At 58.2% G+C, this 26315-nt stretch carries 21 protein-coding genes; 12 read left to right on the top strand and 9 right to left on the bottom strand.

Annotated features, from left to right (window positions below):
• The first annotated feature begins 123 nt into the window (after window positions 1-123).
• The 3 genes from L8H52_RS11710 to ahpF all read left to right on the top strand — a co-directional run bounded on the left by L8H52_RS11710 (window position 124) and on the right by ahpF (window position 3449).
• On the top strand, window positions 124-1062 hold the full coding sequence (locus L8H52_RS11710) for a site-specific integrase (protein ID WP_242207170.1): 939 nt from the start codon (window positions 124-126) through the stop codon (window positions 1060-1062).
• Between the two features lie 137 nt (window positions 1063-1199).
• Window positions 1200-1763, top strand: a complete 564-nt coding sequence (gene ahpC, locus L8H52_RS11705; protein WP_007912224.1) for an alkyl hydroperoxide reductase subunit C — start codon at window positions 1200-1202, stop codon at window positions 1761-1763.
• Between the two features lie 123 nt (window positions 1764-1886).
• A complete protein-coding gene (gene ahpF / locus L8H52_RS11700) occupies window positions 1887-3449 on the top strand; it encodes an alkyl hydroperoxide reductase subunit F (RefSeq protein ID WP_242207169.1) in 1563 nt (520 codons plus the stop codon).
• A gap of 398 nt (window positions 3450-3847) precedes the next feature.
• Here the strand turns inward: ahpF and gloA are convergent, their stop codons facing one another.
• A complete protein-coding gene (gloA, locus tag L8H52_RS11695) occupies window positions 3848-4369 on the bottom strand; it encodes a lactoylglutathione lyase (protein WP_242207168.1) in 522 nt (173 codons plus the stop codon).
• A gap of 139 nt (window positions 4370-4508) precedes the next feature.
• Here gloA and L8H52_RS11690 point away from each other — a divergent pair, with 139 nt between their 5' ends.
• Window positions 4509-5027 carry a DUF4946 domain-containing protein gene (locus L8H52_RS11690; protein ID WP_242207167.1) on the top strand — a complete coding sequence of 173 codons (519 nt, stop codon included), beginning with the start codon at window positions 4509-4511 and terminating at the stop codon, window positions 5025-5027.
• A gap of 220 nt (window positions 5028-5247) precedes the next feature.
• On the opposite strand, the gene L8H52_RS11685 is transcribed toward L8H52_RS11690, so the two are convergent.
• The 3 genes from L8H52_RS11685 to L8H52_RS11675 all read right to left on the bottom strand — a co-directional run bounded on the left by L8H52_RS11685 (window position 5248) and on the right by L8H52_RS11675 (window position 8370).
• On the bottom strand, window positions 5248-5613 hold the full coding sequence (locus L8H52_RS11685) for a histone-like nucleoid-structuring protein, MvaT/MvaU family (protein ID WP_242207166.1): 366 nt from the start codon (window positions 5611-5613) through the stop codon (window positions 5248-5250).
• Window positions 5614-5847: 234 nt separating this feature from the next.
• Window positions 5848-7383: an EAL domain-containing protein gene (locus tag L8H52_RS11680; RefSeq protein ID WP_242207165.1), complete on the bottom strand. Its 1536-nt coding sequence runs from the start codon at window positions 7381-7383 to the stop codon at window positions 5848-5850.
• A gap of 117 nt (window positions 7384-7500) precedes the next feature.
• Window positions 7501-8370, bottom strand: a complete 870-nt coding sequence (locus tag L8H52_RS11675) for a LysR family transcriptional regulator (RefSeq protein ID WP_242207164.1) — start codon at window positions 8368-8370, stop codon at window positions 7501-7503.
• Window positions 8371-8448: 78 nt separating this feature from the next.
• On the opposite strand from L8H52_RS11675, the gene L8H52_RS11670 reads away from it, so the two are divergent.
• Both L8H52_RS11670 and hppD read left to right on the top strand, forming a co-directional pair.
• The gene (locus tag L8H52_RS11670; RefSeq protein WP_242207278.1) at window positions 8449-9396 is read left to right on the top strand and encodes a DMT family transporter; all 948 of its coding nucleotides are present in this window, start codon (window positions 8449-8451) and stop codon (window positions 9394-9396) included.
• A gap of 245 nt (window positions 9397-9641) precedes the next feature.
• Window positions 9642-10718 carry a 4-hydroxyphenylpyruvate dioxygenase gene (hppD, locus tag L8H52_RS11665; RefSeq protein ID WP_242207163.1) on the top strand — a complete coding sequence of 359 codons (1077 nt, stop codon included), beginning with the start codon at window positions 9642-9644 and terminating at the stop codon, window positions 10716-10718.
• A gap of 178 nt (window positions 10719-10896) precedes the next feature.
• Here hppD and rarD read toward each other — a convergent pair whose 3' ends face one another.
• The 3 genes from rarD to L8H52_RS11650 form a co-directional block, all read right to left on the bottom strand.
• The gene (rarD, locus tag L8H52_RS11660; RefSeq protein ID WP_242207162.1) at window positions 10897-11778 is read right to left on the bottom strand and encodes an EamA family transporter RarD; all 882 of its coding nucleotides are present in this window, start codon (window positions 11776-11778) and stop codon (window positions 10897-10899) included.
• Window positions 11779-11930: 152 nt separating this feature from the next.
• Complete coding sequence (locus L8H52_RS11655) at window positions 11931-14042, bottom strand: acyltransferase family protein (RefSeq protein WP_242207161.1); 2112 nt, start codon at window positions 14040-14042, stop codon at window positions 11931-11933.
• Between the two features lie 109 nt (window positions 14043-14151).
• Window positions 14152-15165: an aldo/keto reductase gene (locus L8H52_RS11650; protein ID WP_242207160.1), complete on the bottom strand. Its 1014-nt coding sequence runs from the start codon at window positions 15163-15165 to the stop codon at window positions 14152-14154.
• Between the two features lie 228 nt (window positions 15166-15393).
• Here L8H52_RS11650 and L8H52_RS11645 point away from each other — a divergent pair, with 228 nt between their 5' ends.
• Both L8H52_RS11645 and L8H52_RS11640 read left to right on the top strand, forming a co-directional pair.
• Window positions 15394-17346 carry an Ig-like domain-containing protein gene (locus L8H52_RS11645; RefSeq protein WP_242207159.1) on the top strand — a complete coding sequence of 651 codons (1953 nt, stop codon included), beginning with the start codon at window positions 15394-15396 and terminating at the stop codon, window positions 17344-17346.
• 221 nt (window positions 17347-17567) lie between these two features.
• On the top strand, window positions 17568-17891 hold the full coding sequence (locus tag L8H52_RS11640; RefSeq protein WP_242207158.1) for a hypothetical protein: 324 nt from the start codon (window positions 17568-17570) through the stop codon (window positions 17889-17891).
• A gap of 368 nt (window positions 17892-18259) precedes the next feature.
• Here L8H52_RS11640 and L8H52_RS11635 read toward each other — a convergent pair whose 3' ends face one another.
• Window positions 18260-19570: an MFS transporter gene (locus L8H52_RS11635; protein ID WP_242207157.1), complete on the bottom strand. Its 1311-nt coding sequence runs from the start codon at window positions 19568-19570 to the stop codon at window positions 18260-18262.
• Window positions 19571-19741: 171 nt separating this feature from the next.
• On the opposite strand from L8H52_RS11635, the gene L8H52_RS11630 reads away from it, so the two are divergent.
• From L8H52_RS11630 to L8H52_RS11615, 4 genes are all read left to right on the top strand, one after another.
• Entirely contained in the window at window positions 19742-20863 is a 1122-nt protein-coding gene (locus L8H52_RS11630; RefSeq protein WP_242207156.1) for a sugar diacid recognition domain-containing protein, read from the top strand.
• Between the two features lie 137 nt (window positions 20864-21000).
• Entirely contained in the window at window positions 21001-22143 is a 1143-nt protein-coding gene (locus L8H52_RS11625) for a glycerate kinase (RefSeq protein WP_242207155.1), read from the top strand.
• Between the two features lie 202 nt (window positions 22144-22345).
• Complete coding sequence (locus tag L8H52_RS11620) at window positions 22346-23971, top strand: methyl-accepting chemotaxis protein (RefSeq protein WP_242207154.1); 1626 nt, start codon at window positions 22346-22348, stop codon at window positions 23969-23971.
• A gap of 41 nt (window positions 23972-24012) precedes the next feature.
• A complete protein-coding gene (locus L8H52_RS11615) occupies window positions 24013-25200 on the top strand; it encodes an aminotransferase class I/II-fold pyridoxal phosphate-dependent enzyme (protein ID WP_242207153.1) in 1188 nt (395 codons plus the stop codon).
• 131 nt (window positions 25201-25331) lie between these two features.
• Here the strand turns inward: L8H52_RS11615 and L8H52_RS11610 are convergent, their stop codons facing one another.
• On the bottom strand, window positions 25332-26309 hold the full coding sequence (locus tag L8H52_RS11610) for a D-glycerate dehydrogenase (RefSeq protein ID WP_242207152.1): 978 nt from the start codon (window positions 26307-26309) through the stop codon (window positions 25332-25334).
• Window positions 26310-26315: the final 6 nt, after the last annotated feature.

Below are 26315 nucleotides of genomic sequence, written 5' to 3'. Positions count from 1 at the left end.
CATCCATAAAATAAAGGTAAACGTTTGATAATAAAGACACGGGATATACTGGTATTACCCAGTGTCAGACGGCAAAATGCGTTTCTGCATCCCTGTCTCAGTACGCCAGCGAGAAAACAGCCCATGAGCGATCTGGATCGCTATCTGCAAGCCGCCACCCGCGATAACACCCGCCGCAGCTATCGCGCGGCCATTGAGCATTTCGAGGTGAAGTGGGGCGGGTTCTTGCCGGCCACCGCCGATAGCGTCGCGCGGTATCTAGTGACGCACGCTGAAGAGCTGTCGATCAATACGTTGAAGCTGCGTCTATCGGCGCTGGCGCAGTGGCACAACAGCCAGGGGTTTGCCGATCCGACCAAGGCGCCGGTGGTGCGCAAAGTCTTCAAAGGCATACGTGCGTTGCACCCGGCGCAGGAGAAACAGGCCGAGCCGCTGCAATTACAGGATCTGCAGCGAGTGATTGATTGGCTCGAACATGAAGTACAAACCGCGAGAGAACTGCAGGACCGCCCGCTACTGCTCAAGGCTTACCGTGATCGCGCCTTGATTCTGCTGGGGTTCTGGCGCGGCTTCCGCAGTGATGAGTTGTGTCGCTTGCAGATCGAGCATGTGCAAGCGCAGGCCGGCAAAGGCATCACCTTGTATTTGCCGCGCAGCAAGGGCGATCGGGAAAATCTCGGGCAGACCTATCAAGCGCCAGCGCTGCTCAAGCTCTGTCCGGTGCAGGCCTATATCGACTGGATCACCGAAGCGGCGCTGGTGCGTGGCCCGGTGTTCCGCAGCATCGACCGCTGGGGCAATCTGAACGAGGAGGGGCTGCACGCCAACAGCATCATCCCGCTGTTGCGCCAGGCTTTGCAGCGCGCCGGCATTGCTGCCGAAAACTACACCAGCCATTCCCTGCGTCGAGGCTTCGCAACCTGGGCCCATCAAAGCGGCTGGGACCTGAAATCCCTGATGAGTTACGTCGGCTGGAAGGATATGAAGTCCGCCATGCGCTATGTTGAAGCCAGCCCATTCCAAGGGATGGCTCGGATTACGGATAACCCGGCTTCGTCGTAGATATCGTTTTCTTCTATTAATACAGTCAGCTAATAGCGAAAACAAATCAGCAGCATCAGGTTTGCCAATGAGCCATCCGTCGAGTGAGTGGGTAGGATTCACCCATCGAATTCATAACCACTGACGGAGAGTCATCAATGCCTATCATCAACAGCCAAGTAAAACCGTTCAAAGCTACCGCGTTCAAAAACGGCGACTTCGTTCAAGTCTCGGACGCTGACCTGAAAGGCAAGTGGTCGGTCGTGTTCTTCTACCCAGCCGACTTCACCTTCGTTTGCCCAACCGAGCTGGAAGACCTCGCTGACAACTACGCTGCTTTCCAGAAACTCGGCGTAGAGATCTACAGCGTTTCCACCGACACCCACTTTGCCCACGCTGCCTGGCACAACACTTCGCCAGCCATCGGCAAAATCGAATACACCATGATCGGCGACCCGACCCACGCCATCTCCCGCAACTTCGACGTACTGATCGAAGAAGTTGGCCTGGCTGACCGTGGCACCTTCGTGATCAACCCTGAAGGCCAGATCAAAATCGTTGAACTGAACGATGGCGGCGTTGGCCGTGACGCTTCCGAGCTGCTGCGCAAGATCAAGGCTGCTCAGTACGTCGCTGCTCACCCAGGCGAAGTTTGCCCAGCCAAGTGGAAAGAAGGCGAGGCCACTCTGGCGCCGTCCCTGGACCTGGTCGGCAAGATCTAAGTCTGTGACACGCAACTCAGGGCGGTACGCCGCACCTTCTTAAGTACGCTGCACCGCCCAAAAAAATGCCCGGGCGAGATTCGCTCGGGCTTTTTTTCGCCTCAAATAAAGGAAATCGCCCGTATGTTGGACGCCAATCTTAAAGCCCAGTTGAAATCGTACCTGGAACGGGTCACCCAGCCGATCGAGATCGTTGCCTCCCTCGACGACGGTGCGAAATCCCGTGAAATGCTGGAACTGCTGAAAGATGTTGCCAGTCTTTCGAGCCAAATTACCTTGATCGACAGCGGTGACGATGCTCGCAAGCCATCGTTCTCGATCAACCGCCCGGGCGCCGACATCAGTCTGCGTTTCGCCGGCATCCCGATGGGCCACGAATTCACTTCGCTGGTACTGGCCCTGCTGCAAGTCGGCGGCCACCCATCAAAAGCCAGTGCTGAAGTGATCGAGCAGATCCGCGCGCTGAAAGGCGAGTTCAGCTTCGAGACTTACTTCTCGCTGTCTTGCCAGAACTGCCCGGACGTGGTCCAGGCGCTGAACCTGATGGCCGTGCTTAACCCGAACATCCGTCACGTCGCTATCGACGGTGCGTTGTTCCAGGACGAAGTCAACGATCGCAAGATCATGGCCGTGCCGAGCATCTACCTCAATGGCGAAAACTTCGGCCAGGGCCGCATGGGTCTGGAGGAGATTCTCGCCAAACTCGACACCGGCGCCATCGAGCGTCAGGCCGAGAAAATCAGCGCCAAGGAAGCCTTTGATGTGCTCGTCGTCGGTGGCGGCCCGGCCGGTGCGTCGGCAGCGATTTACGCTGCACGTAAAGGCATTCGCACTGGTGTCGCCGCTGAACGCTTTGGCGGACAGGTGCTCGACACCATGGCCATCGAGAACTTCATTTCCGTGCAGGAAACCGAGGGGCCGAAACTCGCCACGGCGCTGGAAGAACACGTCAAGCAGTACGACGTCGACATCATGAACCTGCAACGTGCCGACAAATTGATCCCGGGCAAGAATGGCGAGCTGCATGAAGTCCGTTTCGCCAGCGGCGCGACCCTGAAAGCCAAAAGCGTGATTCTGGCGACCGGTGCGCGCTGGCGCGAGATGAACGTGCCGGGTGAGCAGCAATACCGCAACAAAGGCGTGGCGTACTGCCCGCACTGCGACGGTCCGCTGTTCAAAGGCAAGCGTGTCGCGGTCATCGGCGGCGGTAACTCCGGCGTAGAAGCGGCCATCGATCTGGCCGGTATCGTATCGCACGTGACGCTGCTGGAGTTCGACGTACAACTGCGCGCTGACGCCGTACTGCAACGCAAGCTGCACAGCCTGCCGAACGTCACCGTGATCACCAGTGCGCAAACCACTGAAGTCACCGGCAATGGCGAGAAGGTCAACGGCCTGCGTTACAAGGATCGCAACACTGATGAGTTGCGCACTGTCGAGCTGGAAGGGATCTTCGTGCAGATCGGTTTGCTGCCGAACACCGATTGGCTGAAGGGCACCATCGAGCTGTCGCCGCGTGGCGAGATCATTGTCGATAACCGTGGTGAAACGTCGATTCCGGGTATCTTCGCTGCCGGCGACGTGACGACCGTGCCGTACAAGCAGATCGTGATTGCGGTAGGCGAGGGCGCCAAGGCTTCGTTGAGCGCGTTCGATCACTTGATCCGCACTTCGGCTCCGGCGTAAGCGTTAAACCAGAAATGAAAAACCCGTGAGTGATCACGGGTTTTTTATTGCGTGTGAAAAGCTGCCCCTCACCCCAGCCCTCTCCCGAGGGAGAGGGAGCCGATCGAGGTGTCTGGCGCTGTCCATCGACCTGAAAGCGCCAGTCGATTATGGATTCAACGCCAATCGTTCAGGTCGGTGAACTTCCCCAATATCCCCCAATCAGTCCCCTCTCCCTTTGGGAGAGGGAGCCGATCGAGGTGTCTGGCGTTGTCCATCGACCTGAAAACGCCAGTCGATCATGGATTCAGCGCCAATCGTTCAGGTCGGTGTAACTCTCCAATATCCCCCAATCAGTCCCCTCTCCCTTTGGGCGGTCCGACGTTTCGGGAGGGTTAGGGTGAGGGGCTTTTCAGCTTTTACAGCGGCGCTGGCTGAATGATCTCTACCCAGTAACCATCCGGGTCCTTGATGAACGCCAGGCTCTTCATGCGGCCATCGGTCAGGCGCTTCTGGAAGTCGCAGCCCAGTTCTTCAAAACGTGCACACGCTGCAACGATATCCGGTACCGAAATGCAGATATGGCCAAAACCACGCGGGTCGGTGTTGCCATTGTGATAGGCGAAATCCGCGTCGTTTTCGGTGCCGTGGTTGTGGGTCAGTTCCAGAATGCCTGGAATCGACTTCATCCATTCGGTGCGAGCAGCGGCGTCGGCCGGGATCTGCGCTTTGTCGACCAGCGCGAGGAAGTACAGGCTGAACTCGGCTTCCGCGAAGTCACGCTTTTCAACCAGCGAGAAACCCAGGACGCGGGTGTAGAAGTCCAGAGATTGAGTGATGTCTTTGACACGCAACATGGTGTGGTTGAATACGAAGTTGCGGGTTGCGCTGTCCGGGGTGGCGGTGACGCCGGGGAAAGTGTTGAGTTCGTGCAGGCTCATGGGCCCTCCAATAACTATGGGCGAGTGAATGGGCGCAATGATACGCATGCCTGCCGGCATCGCCAAATGAAAGGGCAGGCTTGCCCTGCGCGTGGGCGAGGCTCAGACTTTACGGCTCAATCTGCGAGTGCGTCCGGCAATGATCCGACTGTTCAAATCCCTGTTTGTGTTTTTCGCGTGTTCTCTCGGCGCTGTCGGTGCATCAGCAAGTGAGCCGAGCATTACCTGGCCGGCCGGTTGGCAAGTCGAGGTGCTACCTGAAGCGACTGCCCAGGTCTCCCGTCAGCGTGCGGTCAAAAACGACGCTGATGGCAATCAGGTGATGGTCATGGAGTTAACAATGACGCAGGTAGAGACCGGGCATCAGGTCAACTTGCAAGGCGTGTTGCTGGAAATGCGCAAGTCGATCCAGAAGGACTTCTTCCAGGGCGGCTACCAAAGTGTCTGCAACAAAGTACATCCGGCCACGCTGGGTACGTTATCGGCGCTGGAGACCACTTGCACAATCACCGAAAACGGGCGACATGTGTTGTCGCAAACCCTGGTGGCAGCGGTCGAGGCGGACAAGGCTTATGTGCTTTCCTATGCCGGGCAGGCTGAGGTTTATAAGGCGAGCGCCGACGAGATAGTGGCGGTGAGAAACAGCTTGAAACTTTAAGCTGCTGTACTCTTCGCGGGATGGTTAGATACCCGAAGGCATTAAGCACAAAGTTTAAGACTGACCCTGATTCGCAACATTGCGCATCAAAATGTTTGGGAATCTGGCTCAGCAACGTTACAGAAAAGTCGTAACTTGTTCGATGAAAATCATTTCATTTGTTAGATATTGTCAATAAAAAAAGCCCTGCATGATGCAGGGCTTTTTTGTTGGCGCTGGATTAACCGCGCAACCAGGAATCAACGGTGGCTGCACCGTATTGTTCCTTCCACGCTTTCAGGCCGCGGTGGTTGCCGCCCTTGGTTTCGATCAGTTCACCAGTGTGTGGGTTGTGATAAACCTTGACCACGCGAGCGCGGCGGGTTTTAGGAGCTGCAGAGGTCTGCAGACCGGATTTTGCCGGGTTCGGATCGAGAATGGCGATGATGTCTTTCAGGCCTTTGCCGTAGTTTTTCATCAGCCCCTGGAGCTTTTCTTCGAATTCGATTTCTTTCTTGAGCCCGGCATCGTTCTTCAGCGATTCCAGCTGCTTGAGCTGTTCCTGAAGGGCCTTTTCAGCTGCACGAAATTCAGCGAGTCTGGACAATATCTTTACTCCAATAGTGTGTTTGGCTGATACCAACCGCAAACAAAGCTATAAGCCAAGAGCCTTGAAGCGACTCGGTGATAAATGGCTCACCTGCCAATTTTGCTCAGGTTGAAAAAATTGTAGTAGTTAATGCGCCAAGAGTAAATCCTGATGTTGTCTTCATGTAACAACAGCGGTCTTTTGTATCAATTTGGTGCGCCTGATCGGTACGCTCGTCTTAATCAGGCTTAGTTAATGGTGAGTTAATGCGCTGATGAAGTCCGCTGCCGGCATCGGTTTGCCGAACAGGTAGCCTTGCAGGAAGTTGACGTTATGCGCAGTCAGATAATCGGCTTGCGCCTGAGTTTCGACACCTTCGGCAACAATACCCAAATCAAGCTTGGCCGACAGTTCGATAATGGTGTCGAGAATGTGCCGGGACAGCGCGTCGATGCCGATCATGGCGACAAAACTCTGATCGATCTTGAGAAAGTCGACATTGAATTTGCGCAAGTAGCCAAGGCTCGAGTGCCCGGTGCCGAAGTCGTCAATCGCGATCTTCACGCCCAGTGCATGCAATTGCTCGAACAGTTGCCGAGTGATGTCGGTCGGTTCGATCAACTCACGCTCGGTCAGCTCCAGCACCAGGCTGATGCTGTCGGGTGCGAACGCGGCGAGAAACGCCCGGCAGTCTTCAACCAGTTCGAGGTCCTTGCAATGGCTCGCCGTAATGTTGATGCCGATATGAAACGGCGGGGTAAAGGTTGCTGACAGCGGCCCCAGCAGCGCCGCGGTCTGTTGCATCAGGGCGCGGGTCATCGGCACGATCAGGCCCGAATGCTCGGCGAACGGGATAAACAGATCCGGGCGCACCAGCCCTTCTTTGGGGTGAGTCCAGCGCATCAGGACTTCGGCTCCCGACCATTTTTTGCTGTCGCCGTGCACCACGGGCTGAAAGTAAGGAATGAACTCGCCGGCCTCGAGCGCGCGGAGCATTTCGTGGCTGGGTGACGTGGAGCGCTTCTGCAAGACATGACCGATGGCCCCCGACACCACGCCAAAAAAGATCAACAGACTGAACAACGGCGGATATTCATCGGCCATGTAACGCCAAGTTTCGCCCTCGGGAAAACCGGCAGAAACGCTGAACGCATAGCGGGAAGAGTCCAGGGTGTTTTGTGCGATCGGCAACGAGGGCAGGGCACCAGTGTGGACTTTGCCGTCGGCCGACAGCCAGTTATCGCCCACTTGCAGCACCAGCAACATGTGCCGGCCGATCAGACGCAACATGTTGCTCAGATGGTATCCGTCGAGTGTCGTCAGTGCGCCGCCGCGACCTTTGCTGAGCCGATAGACCAGTAGAGCGGTGTCGGGTGTGACCGGGTTGCCATTCATCAGCCACAACTTGCCCTGGTTGTAGTCGCCCGCGTTGACGGCTTCCTTGAAGTCGCCAAACAACGAGCTGCAATAGAGGTTGTCGTCCCACACCAGATTGGTCGAGCGCACGAACGGGCGGCGGGTCACCTGTTCGCGCAGGGCGAGTTTGACGTTCTCGCAGGTCTGGCCGGCCAGTGGCAGCAATTCGCGCGCCGCTTGCGCGGTGTTGTCGAGCATCAACTCGAACTGCTGCAGCGCCTCTTCGGCGGTCTGTTGTGATCCTTGTTCCAGTGTGCGGCCAGCCTGCATGTAAAGAATCGCGCTGCCCAGCAGCACCGGAAGCACACCGCTGAGCAGTGTGACGACGATGCGTGTGCTGCGTTTGCGGCGGGGTCTGACGGTCAACGGCATGGGCGCATCCTGTCGCGGTGGAATGGAACGATCGAATTCAGGCCGGATAACGGCGCGCCGCTGAAACAACTTCAGCCAGAGGGGAGGATAGATGGCAGAAGGCGCTTGCGCCGCTCATCAGTGCTTCATTCGCGTCGCCAGCTCGATAAAGGCCAAAGCGGCGGGAGACGCCTGGCGCCGATCAACAACGGCGAGCCCGACCTGACGTTGTACGGCGGGCAGTAATGGCCTCTTTACGTAGCGAGGCGTTGCCTCTTGCGGCAAAGAACCTTCGGCGACAATCGTGATGGCGTCGCCACGGCCAACCGTGTCGAGCGTGCTGAGCAACTGCGAACAGCGATAGCGAATGTTCGGTTGCAAACGCGCGGCCATGAACAGTCGTGACACCAGCTCCGCAGAACCGGCTTCGGTCAGAACGAACGGTGCGTCGCACAAATCCTTGAGGCTCAACGCCGCTCGCGCTGCCAGCGCATGGCCCAACGGGAGCAGCGCGACCATCTGGTCTTCGATCAAGGCGAAGGTGTCGAAGCGCTCCTCTGGCAGCACCACGAAACCAATATCGATCCGTCGTTCTTCCAGCCATTGCGTCACTTGTCGATCCGGCCCTTCATCGATATGCACTTCGATGCCCGGATGCGCCTCGCGATATTGCCGCAGAATGTTGGGCAGCAGTTTGATCGACGAAGTCGGGCCGAACGAGCCGATGCGCAAGGTGCCGCTTTTCATGCCCCGCGCATCAGCGGCTTCCTGGCGCAAAGTGTTGGCTAGCCCGAGCATGGCTCGGGCGCGCAGCAGCAATTGCTCACCGATGTCACTGAGCTCCACGGACGACTGATACCGGCGCAGCAGTTCGACACCCAGCTCCTGCTCCAGCGACTTCATCGCGTGGGACACCGCCGACTGCGAAATCCCCAGGCGATGGGCCGCGAGGGTGAAACCGCGCAGTTCGGCGACCAGCGAGAAGATTTCCAGTTGCGTGAGGGTCATGAGTGTTTGCTCATTTTACGATGATGTGGAATGAGGTGAATGATACGGCATTCCTCAAAAGCCTTGGTCTGGAGCCTCATGCGCAACGTCGAGCAGCTGCACACAACATCGTCCGACATCCCGGTTTATCTGACACTCGCGATGGTGACCATGGTCTGGGGTGGCACCTTTGTCGCTGGACGTTTCCTCGCCGGCAGCCTGAGCCCGGTGTTCGCCGCCAGCCTGCGTTTCCTGCTCGCCAGTGTGGCACTGCTCGGCTTTCTGTGGCTGGCGCGGATCCCTTTGGCGCGGCCGACTCCACGACAATGGCTGCAACTGGCACTGCTGGGGTTCTTCGGGATCTTCTTCTATAACCTGTGCTTTTTTTACGGCCTGCAATACATCAACGCGTCGCGGGCTTCGTTGATTGTGGCGTTGAACCCGGCGGTGATCGGTCTCGCCTCGTGGTGGTTGTTCAAAGAGCGTCTGGGAAGACTTGAAACTGCCGGTATCGCGATCTGTATTGGCGGTGCTGGCCTGGTGATCGTCAGCCGCAATCCGCAATGGCTGGCCACAACGCCGCAGGCATGGATCGGCGATCTGTTGATTCTCGGCTGTGTGCTGGGGTGGGGCGTTTATTCGTTGTTTTCCCGTGATCTGAATCGCACGTTAGGGCCGGTGCAGACCGTGACGTATTCGATCCTGATCGGCACCGTCATGTTGTGGGCTCTGGCGGCGGTACGCGGCGAACTGAGCTGGCAGGCGCTGGATAATCTGGGCGTGGCGCAATGGCTGAGCCTGCTGTACCTCGGCGTCCTGGGCTCGGCGCTGGCCTACATCGGCTATTACGACGGCATCCGTAAAATCGGCGCGACGCGCAGCGGGGTGTTTATCGCGCTTAATCCGTTGACGGCGGTCATCCTTGGCGCGCTGCTGCTGGGCGAGCAGTTGACACCGGCCATGTACCTCGGTGGCGCGCTGATCCTGAGTGGCATCTACCTGTGCAACAAACCCCTTGCACCGGGCGCAAAAAAGCGGATTTTATAGGGAGGGCAGACAAGCCTATTTACGCTGTGTAGAATCGGGTTACGCATACAATAATAATCGTCTTCTGGCAGCAGAAGCCTCGCCCGCAAGAGCCTTGGGTCGACAATGAAGATATTCGGGTTTCAACTGATCTACGGTGACTTCCTCGCCCGCAGTGTACGTGGCATCTCCTGTGCGCCACCCACCACCCTCGCATGACTGACAAATAACCCTGGTTAATTGATAAGAAATGATGAGGCGTCACCATGGCAGATTTATACGAAAACCCAATGGGCCTGATGGGCTTTGAATTCATCGAGCTCGCATCGCCGGTGCCGGGCACCCTGGAGCCGATATTCGAAATCATGGGCTTCACCAAAGTCGCCACCCACCGCTCCAAGAACGTGCACCTGTACCGTCAGGGCGCGATCAACCTGATCCTCAACAACGAACCCAACAGCGTCGCTTCGTACTTCGCTGCCGAGCACGGCCCGTCCGTTTGCGGCATGGCGTTCCGCGTCAAGGATTCGCAAAAAGCCTACAACCGCGCACTGGAACTCGGCGCCCAGCCGATTCACATCGAAACCGGCCCGATGGAACTGAACCTGCCGGCGATCAAAGGCATTGGCGGCGCGCCGCTGTACCTGATCGACCGTTTCGGCGAAGGCAGTTCGATCTATGACATCGACTTCGTGTTTATCGAAGGCGTTGATCGCAATCCGGTCGGTGCCGGCCTGAAGATCATCGACCACCTGACCCACAATGTGTATCGCGGTCGCATGGCCTACTGGGCGAACTTCTACGAGAAGCTGTTCAACTTCCGCGAGATCCGTTACTTCGACATCAAGGGCGAATACACCGGCCTGACCTCGAAAGCGATGACCGCACCGGACGGCATGATCCGCATCCCGCTCAACGAAGAATCGTCCAAAGGCGCGGGCCAGATCGAAGAGTTCCTGATGCAGTTCAACGGCGAGGGCATCCAGCACGTGGCGTTCCTCAGCGATAACCTGGTGGAGACCTGGGATCGTCTGAAGAAAATCGGCATGCGTTTCATGACTGCACCGCCGGACACCTACTACGAAATGCTCGAAGGTCGACTGCCTGACCACGGCGAGCCAGTCGATCAACTGCAATCGCGCGGCATCCTGCTGGACGGTTCGTCGGAGTCGGGTGACAAGCGTCTGCTGTTGCAGATCTTCTCGGAAACCCTGATGGGGCCGGTGTTCTTCGAATTCATCCAGCGCAAAGGCGACGATGGTTTCGGCGAAGGCAACTTCAAGGCGCTGTTCGAATCGATCGAGCGCGATCAGGTGCGACGTGGTGTGCTTGCCACCGAGTAATCCGCCATTGAAATGAAAAAATCCCGGCCTGCAGTAATGCAGAGCCGGGATTTTTTGCTTCATACAAAACCTGTGGGAGCGAGCCTGCTCGCGAATGCGGTCTCCCATTCAACATCCTGGGTGACTGAACCACCGCTTTCGCGAGCAAGCTCGCTCCCACATTTGTTTTGTGTTGCGTTCAGGGACGACGTTGGCGCGTCAGGTGCTTGAAGCCTTCAAAGACCAGAACGACAACCGCCAGCCAGATCGGAATGTACGTCAGCCATTCCCCGGACTTGATGCTCTCACCGAGCAACAACGCCACGCCGAGCAACAGCACCGGTTCAACGTAACTCAACAAGCCAAACAGGCTGAACGGCAGCAAACGGCTGGCAATGATGTACACCACCAGCGCCGACGCACTGATCAAACCCAGTAAAGGAATCAACCACATCAACCCGGGATATTGATCAAACACGCCAAAGCCTTGCTCGCCACCCTGCACGAACCACCAGGCGACCGGCAGCATCAGCGTCATATCCACCCACAATCCGCCCAGATTGTCGGTCTTCAGGTATTTGCGCAGGACGAAGTACAGCGGATAGCCGACGACCACCACCAGTGTCGCCCAGGAAAACCCGCCAACCTGGTACAGCTCGTTCAACACACCGAGGGTGGCGAAGAACACCGCCATTTTCTGCAGGTACGACAGGCTCTCGCCGTAGGCAATCCGCCCGGTCAGGACCATCGCCAGCGGCAGCAGGAAGTAGCCCAGCGACACATCAAGGCTGTAGCCGTTGAGCGGCGCCCACATGAACAGCCACAGTTGCACGCCGAGCAGGGCGGCCGAGATGATCAGGCCGGCGATTAGTTTTGGCTGTGCCGCGACCATCCGAATCAGCTCCAGCACCCGCCGCCATTCCCCGGACACCAGCATGAACACGGTCATGCACGGGACAGTCAGCAGCATCCGCCAGCCGAAAATTTCCACGCCACTCAACGGTGTGAGCAACGAGGTGTAGTAATACATGACGGCAAACAGCACCGAAGCCGAAACCGATAGAGCGATACCTTTAGACAAACTGTCCTCGCGGGTTGATGGTCAAACGGGGCGCGAAGGATACGTGGTTTTTGTGCTGAATATTGGCCGGTTGCTCAATATTCTTCACACGCATTCCTTCGTAGGAGCTGCCTCAGACTGCGATCTTCTGATCTTGCCTTTAAAAGTCGACATCACTGCGCAACCTTCAACGGATTACCGAAGCGCATGAGGTACATCTCGCCGAACTTGTAAGAGGCGTAATCGGTGATGTGACCAATATCACGATAGACCGGCAAACCGTCGACGGTGGTCATGCACGCGGCGTCTTTGCATTGCACGATTTTCGGGTCAATGACGATCAAACCGGGGTACTCGGTCTTCAGGTCATTGAACAGTTGTTCGAGCGCCGGCTCTTTCGTACCTGACCAGGGCGCCGTAGCGCAGAGGCTGCTTTGCTCGGCACTGCCCATCAAGCCGCGCAGCTTGACCTGTTGCAACAAGCAGGTGTTGATCCCCGCAGGCATGGGCAGCGTGTTTTCCAGAAAAACCGGCGTAGCACCGGATTCGACAATGATATCCAGCGCCTTGCGGATGGCGACCCCGATGCGTTGTTGCGTCAGTTCCGGGCTGCGCGGGTCATCCAGTCTGGTGACGATGTCATCGTCGAGATAAGCCTCCCAGAACTGACCCACGATTACATACTTGAAATGCCGCTTCGCAATCATGTCGTAATAGCGTTGAGTGGCGTCTTGGCATTTTTGATACAGCCCGTTCGTGTATTTATTCACGTCGTAGATATAGATCCCGGGCAAGGCGAGGCACGCCGGGTAGCCCTGTGTCAGTACTGCAAGATTGGCATCTCTGGCCAGTGTTTCGACAAAGCCCCAGTAGTGATTCGAAAACGAATCGCCCATCAGCAATATTTGTGGTGCGGCCCGCGCGGCGCCCGCTATGCAGCCCGGATCGGCGCCATCACTGACACCCAGGCATCCCTCCCGAGTGGCCGGAACAGACGCTTTCAAACCATTGAACACGTTGTTGTAGCCTTCGTTGAAGCGGTCCGGCCAGCCTTCCTGTCTGACGCTGGCCGCGTGGAGCAGCGACAGGCCGATTGCGGGCAGAATCATCAGCACGACCAGGGTTTTGGCAAAACCGAGCCTGGCCTTGCGAAAGCGCTTTTCGATCAGTACGTAGCAGAGCCAGGCCATGACGAACGTGGATACGAAGTAAACGACCGTCGCTGGCGCGGTGAGGGTGACGCCCATGTAGTTCATCACCGCCAGGATCGGCCAATGCCACAAGTACAAGGAGTACGAGAGCGTGCCTATAAACACCAAGGGTTTGAACGCCAACAGTTTCGAAGTGAAGCTCGCATCGCCAACCCCCTGAAACAGCAAGGCTGCAGTAGCGAGGCATACAGCGATGGCGTGATAACGCGGAAAGCCGGGGAGGATATTGTCCAGGGTGGCGCAGTAGAAGATCGTCGCCAGCGACAGCGCACAGATCAGCGTGGCACTCAGGCGATTGAGCCTGAACTTCTCGGTGCTGAAAATGACCGCACAGGAGCCGATCATCAATTCGAAAATTCGCGCAGTGAAGAAGTAGTAGTTTTTGTCAGGAACCGAGTAAGACAAGTACAGCGCGAGCGCCATTGCCGCCAGGGTCAAGCCGAGCACCACCGCTTTGAACAGGCTTTTCGCCAGGTAGCGATAGAGCAACCAAAGGCCCAGCGGCAGGGCCAGATACCACTGCCATTCGATGGCCAGCGACCAGGTGTGCAACAGCGGCAGGCTGGCCGCATCAGGTGTGGCGTAGCCGGTTGTGACTTTGGAAAAGTACTGATTGGAGATGATCAGTGACGTGTACTTTTCGCTTTTCAGAAAGTCGACGTAGTCATCGGGCAGGTACAGCAGTGTTGTGATTGTCAGGGTCACGACCAGCAACGCAATCACCGCTGGCTGCAAGCGCCAGATTCGCCGCGTATAAAACCCCGAGAACGTGAACGTACCGTTGTTCAGCGATTTCATGATGATCGCGGTGGTCAGATAACCCGAGATCACGAAGAAGATATCGACGCCAATAAACCCGGACGGGAAAAACGCCAGACCGCCGTGGAAAATCAACACCAGCAACACCGCGATTGCGCGTAGCCCGTCGATGTCCGCCCGGTACTCGATCGATGGTTTGCGATCACCGGCAGTCGCAGCCGGTGAAGGAGACTCGCGCTGCTGTTTATCGCCAAATATTTTAAACAGTAGCCCTCGCAAAGGCTTTCCGGCTACCTCAACGGGGCGATTGAGCATTTATTAATCCCTGACTGGTTCAGAACCAACAATCAATGCATTCCGTTTGATCGCGTTTGTTTCAATGAAAAACAGCCGAGTGTATCGGCTGTTGAAAGGACAGGGGAATCTAAGCCTGATGTGGTTTACGCCCCGACACAAAATGACTGACATCGTTGAATCCCGGGGTCGACGCGTGACCTGGCGTGACCAGCGAATCGATGAACGCCTCATCCTGCGCTGTGATCTGCACAGCCTGCGCCTTGGTATAGGCATCCCACTGTTCTTCAGTTCGCGGCCCGACAATCGCCGACGTCACCGCACTGTTGTTCAACACCCAGGCAATCGCAAACTCGACCATCCCGACCCCGCGCTGTTCGGTGTACTGCTGAATCTCTTGGGCGATACGCAGCGACTCTACGCGCCACTCGGTTTCCAGAATGCGCTTGTCCTGACGTCCGGCGCGGCTGTTGGCGTCCGGTTTCACATCGGGAGCGTACTTGCCGCTGAGTACGCCGCGGGCCAGCGGACTGTAAGGCACTACGCCAAGGCCGTAGGTTTGAGCGGCAGTGATCTGCTCGGTCTCGGCCTGGCGGTTGACGATGTTGTACAACGGCTGACTGATCACCGGGCGATCAACGCCGAGTTTGTCGGCGACGCGAATCACCTCGGCAATCCGCCAGCCGCGATAGTTGGACAGCCCCCAATAACGAATCTTGCCCTGACGAATCAGGTCGCCAATCGCCGACACGCTGACCTCCAGCGGCGTGTTGTGGTCTTCGCGGTGCAGGTAATAAATGTCGAGATAGTCGGTACCGAGCCGGGTCAGGCTGGCATCGATGCCATTGAAGATGTGTTTGCGGCTCAAACCGCTGCGATTCGGCACACCGTCCACCGGGCCGAAACCGACCTTGGTCGCCAGCACCCACTCCTGCCGATGCCGGGCAATCGCTTCACCGACGATCTCTTCGGACCGACCGTTGGTATAGACGTCGGCGGTGTCGATGAAATTGATCCCCTGATCCCGGGCCTTGTCGATGATACGCAGCGAATCCTCAGCGCTGGTCTGCTCGCCAAACATCATCGTGCCGAGGGTGAGGGTGGACACCTGCAAGCCCGAGTGACCGAGTGTGCGATAGCTCATGCCGAAATCCTTTTGTCGGTGGGAAAGGGGTAATCAAATAGCAGAAGCGAGACGTGTCGGCAAAGAGATTTGTTACTCGGACTGCGGGCCAGATTGCGTTCAGTGAGTGACCATTCGTCTTGACTGTCAGATATGACAGTAGGCAGTTGTCGGATAAATGGAGCCTGATCCTGAACGACGGGGCTAGCCCCAAATGCCCTATTCCATGAGCCAGGTCAGGAGTGTTCCATGACTAATCAACCTTGTTTTCCAGCGACATCCGATGAGTCTGTACTAGCTCTTTATCCGCCGAACCTGCCGGACAGCAACAAGTCTGTGGCCGGCGCAGACTGCGGTATTGCAAAGCAGTTTTATGACCTGACGCCAAGCGGCGCTAAGGTCATCGTTGATTCCTACCTGGGTCAAGCACCGCTGGACACTGTTCAGCTCAATTTGAACGGTGAAACTAATATTGCCAGCACCCAGACCCAATCCACTGATGATTCGGTGGTGCTCTATATACCCAAAAACAAGTTGAGGTCAGATCCCGGCTACCTCAACAAACTTACGTATACAGTCGTTCGCGGGAGCAGTAATGAAGGCACTTCGGAACCACCACTGACGATTTTGTACAACGCTATCCGGCCGGGCATGGACGACCAGATCGACGGTGATGAAGGACATTCCGAACTCGAACTCGTACTGCCTCAAGACCTGATTGACGACGGTGTTGATGCCGACAGGGCAGCGCAGGGCGTGCAGGTTTACTTCTCCTACCCTTACTGCCGGGCCTACGACAGAATATTGCTTAACTGTAATGGTCATGATGTATCGCGTGAAGTGCACCCTGACGAGGCTCCAGCCACACCCACTAGCGTGCCGACCCGGCTCGGTCTGTTACTCGATAAAGCCGACTTGGAGGCAGCAGGCGATCATCCGCAGTTCGCTTTTTCTTATACCGTGAGCGATCAGATTGGCAACGGTGCCGACTTGAATTCGCCATGGTCGGCGGCGATCCGGGTCGTGGTCGATCTCAAGGGCACACGGCTGGCAGCTCCCGATATTGCTGAGGATCCCGATGACCCAAATGATGCTCCAGACACCATTGATTTGAACAAACTGGGCAGCAAGGACCTGACCGTCCAGGTCCATGTTCTTGAGCCTGTCTGGGCAACCGGCGACACCCTCCGGATGAAATACACCGCGACACCAAATACCGGCCCCGTCGTTGAATATCCAAGAGACGAGCCTGTCGGCCGACTTCCTTTCGTGCACCGGTTGATGATTCCCAATGCCAAGGTCATTGCCGACAGTAAAGTCGCCGTCACGTATGAGCAGGTTCGTGGGGGCGTCGTTATTGCGACGTCGAAAGTTGCTCGGGCGCGGGTGATTGTAAAACCGGTCATTACGGAGGTTAAAAATTCGTCTGGAGTGGATCTGCAAAACGGCGGCACGGTTTCGGACAATAGAGTGGTGTTGTCAGGCTCTGCGCTGGCGGGGATGGTGGTGCAACTCTTTGATGGCGGGGTGTTTATTGAGGAAATTCAAACAGTAGCGAACTATAAGTGGCAGAGCAGGTTGATACCGATTGCGGTGGGATCGCACAGCTTTACCGTGAAAGAAAAAACCGGGAATCAATTCGAGTCAGATCCTTGGCAGATCGAGCGTTTGGCGCTAAGCATTGACCGGACGCAGATGAAGCTGGACGGATTCTCGGTGAAGGTGCCGCAATGGCCGAAAACCGGTGAGGATTCGATTGGTAATACGGGCGTTCGGGTTCCTTCGGGCGGGGTACCACCATATGACTATGCGTCATCGGATCCGCTGACTGCACCTGTGTCTTCAGCAGGTAAGGTGACGGGACTCAAGCAGGGGGTTGCGACGATATACGTCACGGATCGAGAGGGTGAAACAGTCAACTACCTGGCGGCTGTTACGAATGTTTACAGGCTGCAGATCAGTGACCAGACGATGGACTTTCTCGAGGCTGAAGCATGGAGGAATTCGTTGGGAGGTCGTCACATCTACGACCGTATCTTCAGAAACGATATTGTTCGCGTTTACTCACCTCCACTCCGTTCCACGAATATATGGGGTTGCGCTACCTATGGGGCATGGGGCGCATATCTGCGCCCCGACTATTCGTTCAATAGCATTAATTACCCTTATAAATGGACCGCTTGGTGCTTGCTGGAGATCTGAGCTGTAATCATTCCCACGCACTGCGTGAGAATGCCTCAACGGTCGCTCCGCGTTCGGCTCTGGCTGGGACGCAGAGCGTCCTGGGCTGCGTTCCTTTGCTGCGTGTGGGAACAACCAACCAGAAGCGTGTGATGCGACATAGTGATTTGCGTTTTTGCGGGATTTTTCCGTGATTGGCAAGGATGGATACTGCAATCAGTCAATAATTGCAGGAGAGACGCATGAGCTGGACATTCGATCATCTGGCGTTCAATACCGCTGATGGGCAGACCTTGCAGGATGGTTTCGCCCTGTTGCTCGGACTGGCACCGGGGCGGCGGCCGGCGTTTCCGTTTCCCGGGCGTTGGCTGTATCAGGATGAGCACGCGATGGTGCATGTGATCGAGCGGCCGATCCCTGATGACACTGTACGCAGCCACATCGCGTTTCGTACTGATGAGCCGGCGCAAGCGGTGTTGCAGTGGGTGCGTGACAGTGGTTTGCCCTATCAACTGGCGCAGGTGCCGGGCGAGGGGATTGCGCAGATTTTTGTGCAGATGCATTAGAAGCCCCTCACCCTAACCCTCTCCCGGAGGGAGAGGGGACTGACCGAGGTGTTTGAATGAGGTACGCCGACGTGCAATACCGAGTTGAATTCAGGTTTTGAAAAGCGTCCAAGTCGGCTCCCTTTCCCTTGCCGCCGATGGGAGAGAGGGGACTGACCGAGGTGTTTGAACAAGTCACACCAAAGTTCAATTTCAAGTCGAACTCAGACATTGGAAAGCACGCAGATCGGCTCCCTTTCCCCCTCGCCCCCCTTGGGGGAGAGGGCTGGGGTGAGGGGGAACAAATTGACAGAACAGCACAAACTCCAAGCCAGACACCCAATAAAAAACGGCCCTGAAAAAGGGCCGTTCTTCCGTGCATCAAAACCTCAAGCGCGCAACGTCCGCGTCATGCGCAGCGCCAGCAGACTCCCACCAACAATCACCCCCGCGAGCAGATACAACGCCGCGTCGGTAGACCCCGTGCTGTCCTTGACCCAACCCACCAGATACGGGCTGAGGAAACCGGCCATCTGCCCCATCGAGTTGATCAACGCAAGACCACCCGCCGCCGCACCGGCGCTCAACATGGCCGTCGGCACCGGCCAGAACATCGGCAGACCCGTCAACGCGCCCATGGTGGCAATGGTCAGACCGAGAATCGCAATCGCCGGGTTCGCCGCAAAGTTAACGGCGATCACCAGACCGATCGCGCCCATCAGCATTGGCACCACCAAATGCCAGCGGCGTTCCTTGCGCAAATCTGCCGAACGCCCGACGACCAGCATGAACACCGCCGCCAGCAGATACGGAATCGCACTCAGCCAGCCGATCACCAGGTTATCGCTGAAGCCAAGGTTCTTGATGATCGACGGCAGCCAGAAGTTGATCGCGTACACGCCGCTCTGGATGCAGAAGTAGATCAGGCCAAACGCCCAGATCGCCGGGTTCTTGAACACTGCCAGCAGCGAGTCGGAGGTGGTTTTCGGCTTGTTCGCCAGGTCTTCGGCCTGATCCGCTTCCAGCACTGCACGCTCATGCGGGCTCAGCCATTTGGCGTTGGCGAAGCTGTCGCTCAGGAGGAAATAGGCGAGGGCGCCGAGGATCACCGTCGGTATGCCTTGCAGCAGAAACATCCACTGCCAGCCGGCCAGACCGCCCTGGCCTGCCGCGAAGTGATTGAGAATCCAGCCTGAGAACGGGCTGCCGAGCAGACCGGACACCGGGATCGCCGACATGAACAACGCCATGATCCGGCCACGGCGGAAGGTCGGGAACCACTGCGAGAGGTACAGCACGACGCCCGGGAAGAACCCGGCTTCGGCCGCACCGGTAAACAGGCGCAGGGTGTAGAACCCGGTCGGGGTGGTGACGAACAACAGGCAGGTCGACAGCGTGCCCCAAGTGATCATCATCACGGCAATCCAGCGCCGTGGACCGAATCTGGTCAACGCGAGGTTGCTCGGCACGCCGCACAGCACGTAGCCGATGAAGAAGATACCGGCACCGAGGCCGTACACGGTTTCGCTGAACTTCAGCGCGTCGAGCATCTGCAGTTTGGCGAATCCAACGTTGACCCGGTCGAGGTAGTTGAACAAGTAGCAGATGAAAATGAAGGGAATCAAACGCAGGGTGATGCGTTTGTAGACGGCGTTTTTATCGTCATCGATGGTCAGGGTAGCTGCGGCGCTCTGCGACATAGCGGCTCTCTCTTTATTATGATTTTTTGCGATGCAAAGGGTAACGTTGATCGCCCCGAGAGTCTCGGTCACCTTTGGCCGGATTGTCTTTGTGCCTGAGCACAGGGTTTGCCGTCAGACCCTGTGCGGGTGAACAACCGCCAGCGCGATAAATCAAGGATTGCCGCCGTTATGTTCGAACTCGACCACGACCTCGCCCAGGACATCGTCGACCGGGCCATGGCCATTTTGCCTTACAACGTCAACGTCATGGACAGCCAGGGGCTGATCCTCGGCAGCGGCGAACCGGAGCGCATCAACACCCGCCACGAAGGCGCGCAACTGGTGCTGGCCAATGGTCGCGTGGTCGAGATCGACGCGCAAACCGCTGTGCATCTCAAAGGCGTGCAGCCGGGTATCAATCTGCCGTTGTTGCTTGATCAGCGCTTGATCGGTGTGCTCGGCATTACCGGCGAACCGGAGCAACTGCGAACGTATGCCGAACTGGTGCGCATGACCGCCGAAATGCTCGTCGGCCAGCGCAATCAGCAGGCCGAGCAGCAATGGCGGCGCCAGCGTTGTGATGACTTGCTGGCATTGCTGTTGAGCGAAGCAGGGGACTCGCCGCGTCTGGTCGATGAAGCGCAACAACTCGGACTGAAGCCGCAACTGACGCGAGTGCCGTATCTGTTTGAGCTAGGCCTTGAGCATGGGCCGGGGCAAACCGTCGAGGCGTTGAGCGCCTGGCTGATGTCGCGCTATCCCGATAGCTGGTGCGTGAGTTCGGCGAAGTCATCGCTGCTGTGGTGTCGGCCGGCGAGTCAGACCGTCGAGCACGACCGTTTGCTGGAAAAGCTCGACGGTCTTGGCTGGAAGGTGGTGCGTATTGCCGTGGGCGGGCAGGCCGATGGGCTCGCCGGGTTGCGTCGTTGTTATCGACGGGTCGGCGACTTGCTTGCCTATGGCCGGGAGGTGTTGCCGCACTCGCGTTTGCTGACGCTGAACCGCTATCGATTGCCGGTGATGTTGTGGCGCCATCGCAACGATGATGCGCTCGACGAATTGCTCAAACCGTTGCGCAAAGTGATCGCCAAGGACGGCAACGGTCAGTTGCTCGCGACCCTGCGCAGTTGGTGTGAGCACGATGGCCAGAGTCAGGCGTGCGCCGATGCGTTGGGGATTCATCGCAACAGCTTGCGTTATCGGATGGAGCGGATTGCCGAGTTGAGTGGGGTCGATCCGTTAAGGCTGGACGGGATGCTGGCGCTTTATCTGGGGGTGCAGCTGCTGCCGCAGACTGACCTGTCGGCATGAGGTGTTCTTCAGGACGCCTTCAACAAAAATCTTTTTGTGAAAATGAACAATAAACGCCCCCGCCACTTGTGCAGCGGACCGGCGTCAAGGCGCGGGCCGACTGGCAGCATGAGGGGCATTGCAAACGGAGAATTCCCATGAAGATCGTCATCGCCCCCGACTCGTTCAAGGACAGCCTGAGTGCCCAAGGTGTCGCCGAAGCCATTGCCCTTGGTTTGGCGCAAGTCTGGCCGCAGGCCACCCTGATCAAATGCCCGATGGCTGACGGTGGCGAAGGCACGGTCGAGTCGATTCTGGCCGCCTGCGAAGGCGAACTGCGCCGCACCCGTGTGCGCGGTCCGTTGGCCGCGCCGGTCGATGCCGCGTGGGGCTGGTTGCCACACAATCACACCGCAATCATCGAAATGGCCGAGGCCAGCGGCCTGCAACTGGTGCCCCCGGGGCAGCGCGACGCCTGCATCAGCAGCACCTTCGGCACCGGCGAACTGATCCGGGCCGCGCTGGATGTCGGCGCGCAACGGGTCATTCTGGCGATTGGTGGCAGTGCGACCAACGATGGCGGCGCCGGCGCAATGCAGGCATTGGGCGTGAAGTTGCTCGATGCGCAGCATCAGGCGCTGGTGCCCGGTGGTTTGGCATTGGCGCAACTGGCGCGGCTGGACCTGAGTGAACTCGATCCACGTCTGGCGCAGGTGCGTTTCGATATCGCCGCTGACGTCAACAACCCGCTGTGTGGCCCGCACGGTGCTTCGGCGATTTTCGGCCCGCAAAAAGGCGCATCACCGGCGCAGGTGCAGCAACTCGATCGGGCCTTGGGGCATTTCGCCGAGCTGTGCGCACAAGCGCTGGGCAAAGACGTTCGTGACGAGCCGGGCAGTGGCGCGGCGGGCGGTTTGGGGTTCGCGGCCAAGGCTTTTCTCGGCGCGCAATTTCAGGCCGGGGTGGAAGTGGTTGCCGAACTGGTCGGCCTCGGCGAAGCGGTTAAAGGTGCCGATCTGGTAATCACCGGGGAAGGGCGCTTCGATGCCCAGACCTTGCGCGGCAAGACGCCGTTCGGGGTGGCGCGGATTGCCAAACAGCAGGGCGTACCCGTGATTGTCATCGCCGGCACCTTGGGCGAGGGTTATCAGGAACTCTACGATCACGGCATCGATGCGGCATTCGCCGTGACCAGTGGCCCGATGACGCTGGAGCAGGCCTGTGCGGAGGCTCCGCGTTTGTTGCGCGAACGCGCTACCGACATCGCACGCGTCTGGCAGATGGCGAAACACAACGGGTGAAACAGGTCCACAGGGTGTTTCAATCTTGTAACATCCTGAAAAATAATTGCCCTTGACCCGCAATATTCCTAAAGCCTGGCCGATACAGTTAACAGGCGCGCACAAGACATCCTCAAACAGTGACGCCGGACTGAAGCCCGCCCCCCGGGCCAGTGATCACGGCATGGACGCTGGTAGCTTTCTTTCATCCGAGAGTCCAACTATGTCCTTGCGTAACCTGAATATCGCGCCCCGTGCCTTCCTCGGTTTTGCCTTTATCGCCTTGCTGGTGGTCGTGCTCGGCGTGTTCGCCGTTAACCGCATGACAACCATCCGCCAGGCGTCCATCGACATGGCGACGAATCAACTGCCCAGCGTTGGCTATCTCGGCGTCGTGACAGAAAACGTCCTGCGCCTGCGCATTCTGTCGTTCCGTATTCTGGTCAACCGTGATCCGGCAGGTTTGCAGGAAGCCCAGACGCGCATCGGCGTGCTGGTCGACAAGGTCCGCAGCGCCCAGGCCAGTTACGCCGCGCTGCCGGCTGGCGCCGATGAGACCGCACAATATCGGGCTTTCGCCGCAACGCTCGATAACTACCTGCAAGCGCAAAACCAGATGATGGAGCTGTCGCGCCAGGACAAAGTCGATGAGATGCGCACCTTGATCAACACGCGAATCAAGGACGGCACTGATCAGATGGGCGAGCAGCTCAACAAACTCATCGCGATCAATGCCGCGGACGCGAAAACCGCCTCCAATGAGGCCGGCGAACATTACGACAGCGCCATTACCGGCATCATCATCGTATCGGTGTTTGCCGCACTGGCCACGGTGTTGCTCGCTTTGCTGCTGACCCGCAGCATCGTCGCGCCGCTGAACCGCGCCGTGCAGGCCGCGCAAACCATCGCAGACGGCAACCTCACCAAAGTCATCGAAATCGACGGCAAAGACGAGCCCGCGCGCCTGCTCGAAGCGCTCGCCGCCATGCAGAGCAACCTGCGCAAAACCATCGAACAGATCGCCGGTTCCGCCACGCAACTGGGCGCCGCTGCCGAAGAACTCAGCGCGGTGACCGAAGAAGCCTCCCGTGGCTTGCAGCAGCAGAACAACGAAATCGAACAAGCCGCCACGGCCGTCAACGAAATGACCGCCGCCGTCGAGGAAGTCGCGCGCAACGCCGTGTCGACTTCCGAAGCTTCGAACCAGTCGACCCACGCCGCCCGTGAAGGCCGCGACCAAGTTGTAAAAACCGTCGACGCGATCCAGACCATGACCCACGACGTGCAGAACACCGCGCAAATGATCGAAGGCCTGGCCGCACAGGGCCGTGACATCGGCAAAGTTCTCGACGTGATCCGCGCCATCGCCGAACAGACCAACCTGCTGGCACTCAACGCGGCGATTGAAGCGGCGCGTGCCGGTGAGGCCGGACGGGGTTTCGCGGTGGTGGCGGACGAAGTGCGCGCACTGGCCCATCGCACCGCGCAGTCGACTCAGGAAATCGAAAAAATGGTCGCCGGCATTCAGAACGGCACCGGTGAAGCGGTTTCGTCGATGCAGCAAAGCAACCAGCGCACCCAATCCACCCTGGAAATGGCCCGCGCGGCCGGTGTGGCGCTGGAGCAGATCACCCAGTCGATCCATCAGATCAACGAGCGCAACCTGGTGATCGCCAGCGCTTCGGAAGAACAGGCGCAAGTTTCGCGTGAAGTCGATCGCAACCTGGTCAATATCCGCGATCTGGCCACGCAATCTGCCGCTGGAGCCAACCAGACCAGCGCCGCAACCCACGAACTGTCGCGTCTGGCCGTCGATTTGAATGCCATGGTGGCGCGTTTCGTGATTTGAGATACGGTGAAGGCTGGAGACCGCGCAATCAGGAGACGTACATGCGCTATTCAGCCTTGACCCAACGAATCGCCGGCGAGGGAGCAGCCGCCTGGCAGATTCACGACCGAGCGCTGGAGTTGCGCGCCGAGGGTGTCGATATCCTGCTGCTGAGCGTGGGCGATCCGGATTTCGATACGCCACTGCCGATCGTTCACGGCGCGATCGACAGCCTCTTGGCCGGTGACACCCATTATTCCGAAGTGCGTGGTCGTTTGGCACTGCGCAAGCTGATTGCCGAACGCCATCGGCGGCGCAGCGGACAGGCGGTCGATGCCGACCATGTGATCGTCATGCCCGGCGCGCAATGCGCGGTGTATTCGGTGGCGCAATGCTTGCTCGATCCGGGCGATGAAGTGATCGTCGCCGAACCGATGTATGTCACCTACGAAGGCGTGTTCGGCGCTTGCGGCGCGACGGTGGTGCCGGTGCCGGTGCGCCCGGAAAACGGTTTTCGCGTCGATCCGGGCGATGTCGCTACGCGCATCACACCGAAAACCCGCGCCATGCTGCTTAACAGTCCGAACAATCCGAGCGGTTCGAGCCTGTCACTGCTGATCTGGCAGGAACTGGCGGCTCTGTGCGTGCGGCATGACTTGTGGATGATCAGCGACGAGGTCTACAGCGAGCTGCTCTACGAAGGTCAGCACGTCAGTCCGGCGAGTTTGCCGGGCATGGCCGAACGCACGGCGACGATCAACAGCCTGTCGAAATCCCACGCCATGACTGGGTGGCGCATCGGCTGGATGATCGGGCCGAAATCGCTGGCCGAACATTTGGTGAATCTGTCGCTGAGCATGCTCTTCGGTCTGCCGGACTTTGTGCAGAAGGCCGCGCAGATAGCGCTGGAAACCGATTTGCCGGAAGTGACGCAGATGCGCGACGAATATCGTCTTCGCCGGGACCTGGTCTGCGAGCGTTTGAATGGTTGTCCGGGGCTGTACCCGATTCGCCCCGATGGCGGCATGTTTGTGATGGTCGATGTGCGCCAGACCGGGTTGGGCGCTCAGGCGTTTGCCGAGCAGTTGCTGGAGGGCTATGGGGTTTCGGTCCTCGCCGGTGAGGCGTTCGGGCCGAGTGCGGCGGGGCATATCAGGATTGGTTTGGTGCTGGATCGGGTGAAACTGGCGGATGCCTGTGCGCGGATTGCGCTTTGTGCGGCGCAGCTTCTGCAGATGCGCAGTGCCTGATGGTTTTGTGTTTGATCGTTCCCACGCTCCGCGTGGGAATGCCTCAAGGGACGCTCTGCGTTCCAGCTCATAGAAGGGACGCAGAGCGTCCCGGGCTGCATTCCCACGCAGAGCGTGGGAACGATCAGGTCTCAGCTCTGCCAGGCCGATGGATTCACCAGATTCGCCGGCTTCTCTCCCTTCAGCGCGGCCAACAGGTTCTCCACCGCACACCGCGCCATCGCCTCGCGCGTTTCATGCGTTGCCGAGCCCATGTGCGGCGTCGCCACCACATTATTCAGCTGCAACAACGGCGAGTCATGCTGCAACGGCTCTCGTTCGAACACATCCAGCCCCGCCGCACGAATCCGCTGATGGCGCAGTGCATCAATCATCGCCGCCTCATCTACCACCTTGCCTCGCGAAATATTGATGAAGTTGCTTTCCGGGCGCATCAGCGCAAACTGCTCGGCGCCAATCAACTTTTCAGTCTGCGCCGTCAGCGGCAAGGTCAGGCAAATGAAATCGGCCTGCTTGAGCAGATCTTCGAGGCTGCGGTATTGCGCATCGAATCGTTCCTCGACCGCCGGTTTGCGCGACTGGCTGTGATAGATCACCGGCATGCCGAAACCGAAATGCCCACGCTGGGCTAGCGCCTCGCCGATGCGGCCCATGCCGATAATTCCCAGCGTCTTGCCATGCACATCGGTGCCGAAATGCGCCGGCCCGATGTTGCGACTCCATTGACCGCTGCGCACCATGTTCGCCAGTTCGACCACACGCCGGGCAGCGGCGAGGATCAGCGCGAATCCGGTGTCGGCGGTGGTTTCGGTGAGCACGTCCGGGGTGTTGCTGAGCAGGATCTGGCGTTGGTTCAGGTAATCGATGTCGTAGTTGTCGACCCCCACCGAAACGCTGGCGATAGCTTCGAGTTGCGGCGCGAGATCGAGCAACGCCGCGTCGAGTTTCAGGCTGGCACCAAGCAAACCGTGGGCACGGGGCAGGGCATCGCGCAGTTGCATCAGACCGTCGGCGTCGAGGCTGTCGATCAGTGTCACCTCGCACTGTTCTTGCAAACGCGCCATCAGCGCGGGCGAAAGCTTCTTGTACAACACGACCTGTTTTTTCATGGCAAA

The organism is Pseudomonas sp. CROZ-RG-20F-R04-15, from assembly GCF_022662375.1.
In the GTDB taxonomy this organism is placed as follows: Bacteria; Pseudomonadota; Gammaproteobacteria; order Pseudomonadales; family Pseudomonadaceae; genus Aquipseudomonas.
The sequence above is the reverse complement of the archived record's forward strand: the minus strand, read 5'-3'. Positions and strand labels throughout refer to the sequence as shown.

Bases quoted from the DNA above. Each gene is read 5' to 3' on its own strand.
- L8H52_RS11710 (WP_242207170.1), top strand. From the start codon at position 124: ATGAGCGATCTGGATCGCTATCTGCAAGCCGCCACCCGCGATAACACC.
- ahpC (WP_007912224.1), top strand. From the start codon at position 1,200: ATGCCTATCATCAACAGCCAAGTAAAACCGTTCAAAGCTACCGCGTTC.
- ahpF (WP_242207169.1), top strand. From the start codon at position 1,887: ATGTTGGACGCCAATCTTAAAGCCCAGTTGAAATCGTACCTGGAACGG.
- gloA (WP_242207168.1), bottom strand. From the start codon at position 4,369: ATGAGCCTGCACGAACTCAACACTTTCCCCGGCGTCACCGCCACCCCG.
- L8H52_RS11690 (WP_242207167.1), top strand. From the start codon at position 4,509: ATGATCCGACTGTTCAAATCCCTGTTTGTGTTTTTCGCGTGTTCTCTC.
- L8H52_RS11680 (WP_242207165.1), bottom strand. From the start codon at position 7,383: ATGCCGTTGACCGTCAGACCCCGCCGCAAACGCAGCACACGCATCGTC.
- L8H52_RS11675 (WP_242207164.1), bottom strand. From the start codon at position 8,370: ATGACCCTCACGCAACTGGAAATCTTCTCGCTGGTCGCCGAACTGCGC.
- L8H52_RS11670 (WP_242207278.1), top strand. From the start codon at position 8,449: ATGCGCAACGTCGAGCAGCTGCACACAACATCGTCCGACATCCCGGTT.
- hppD (WP_242207163.1), top strand. From the start codon at position 9,642: ATGGCAGATTTATACGAAAACCCAATGGGCCTGATGGGCTTTGAATTC.
- L8H52_RS11655 (WP_242207161.1), bottom strand. From the start codon at position 14,042: ATGCTCAATCGCCCCGTTGAGGTAGCCGGAAAGCCTTTGCGAGGGCTA.
- L8H52_RS11650 (WP_242207160.1), bottom strand. From the start codon at position 15,165: ATGAGCTATCGCACACTCGGTCACTCGGGCTTGCAGGTGTCCACCCTC.
- L8H52_RS11645 (WP_242207159.1), top strand. From the start codon at position 15,394: ATGACTAATCAACCTTGTTTTCCAGCGACATCCGATGAGTCTGTACTA.
- L8H52_RS11640 (WP_242207158.1), top strand. From the start codon at position 17,568: ATGAGCTGGACATTCGATCATCTGGCGTTCAATACCGCTGATGGGCAG.
- L8H52_RS11635 (WP_242207157.1), bottom strand. From the start codon at position 19,570: ATGTCGCAGAGCGCCGCAGCTACCCTGACCATCGATGACGATAAAAAC.
- L8H52_RS11630 (WP_242207156.1), top strand. From the start codon at position 19,742: ATGTTCGAACTCGACCACGACCTCGCCCAGGACATCGTCGACCGGGCC.
- L8H52_RS11625 (WP_242207155.1), top strand. From the start codon at position 21,001: ATGAAGATCGTCATCGCCCCCGACTCGTTCAAGGACAGCCTGAGTGCC.
- L8H52_RS11620 (WP_242207154.1), top strand. From the start codon at position 22,346: ATGTCCTTGCGTAACCTGAATATCGCGCCCCGTGCCTTCCTCGGTTTT.
- L8H52_RS11615 (WP_242207153.1), top strand. From the start codon at position 24,013: ATGCGCTATTCAGCCTTGACCCAACGAATCGCCGGCGAGGGAGCAGCC.
- L8H52_RS11610 (WP_242207152.1), bottom strand. From the start codon at position 26,309: ATGAAAAAACAGGTCGTGTTGTACAAGAAGCTTTCGCCCGCGCTGATG.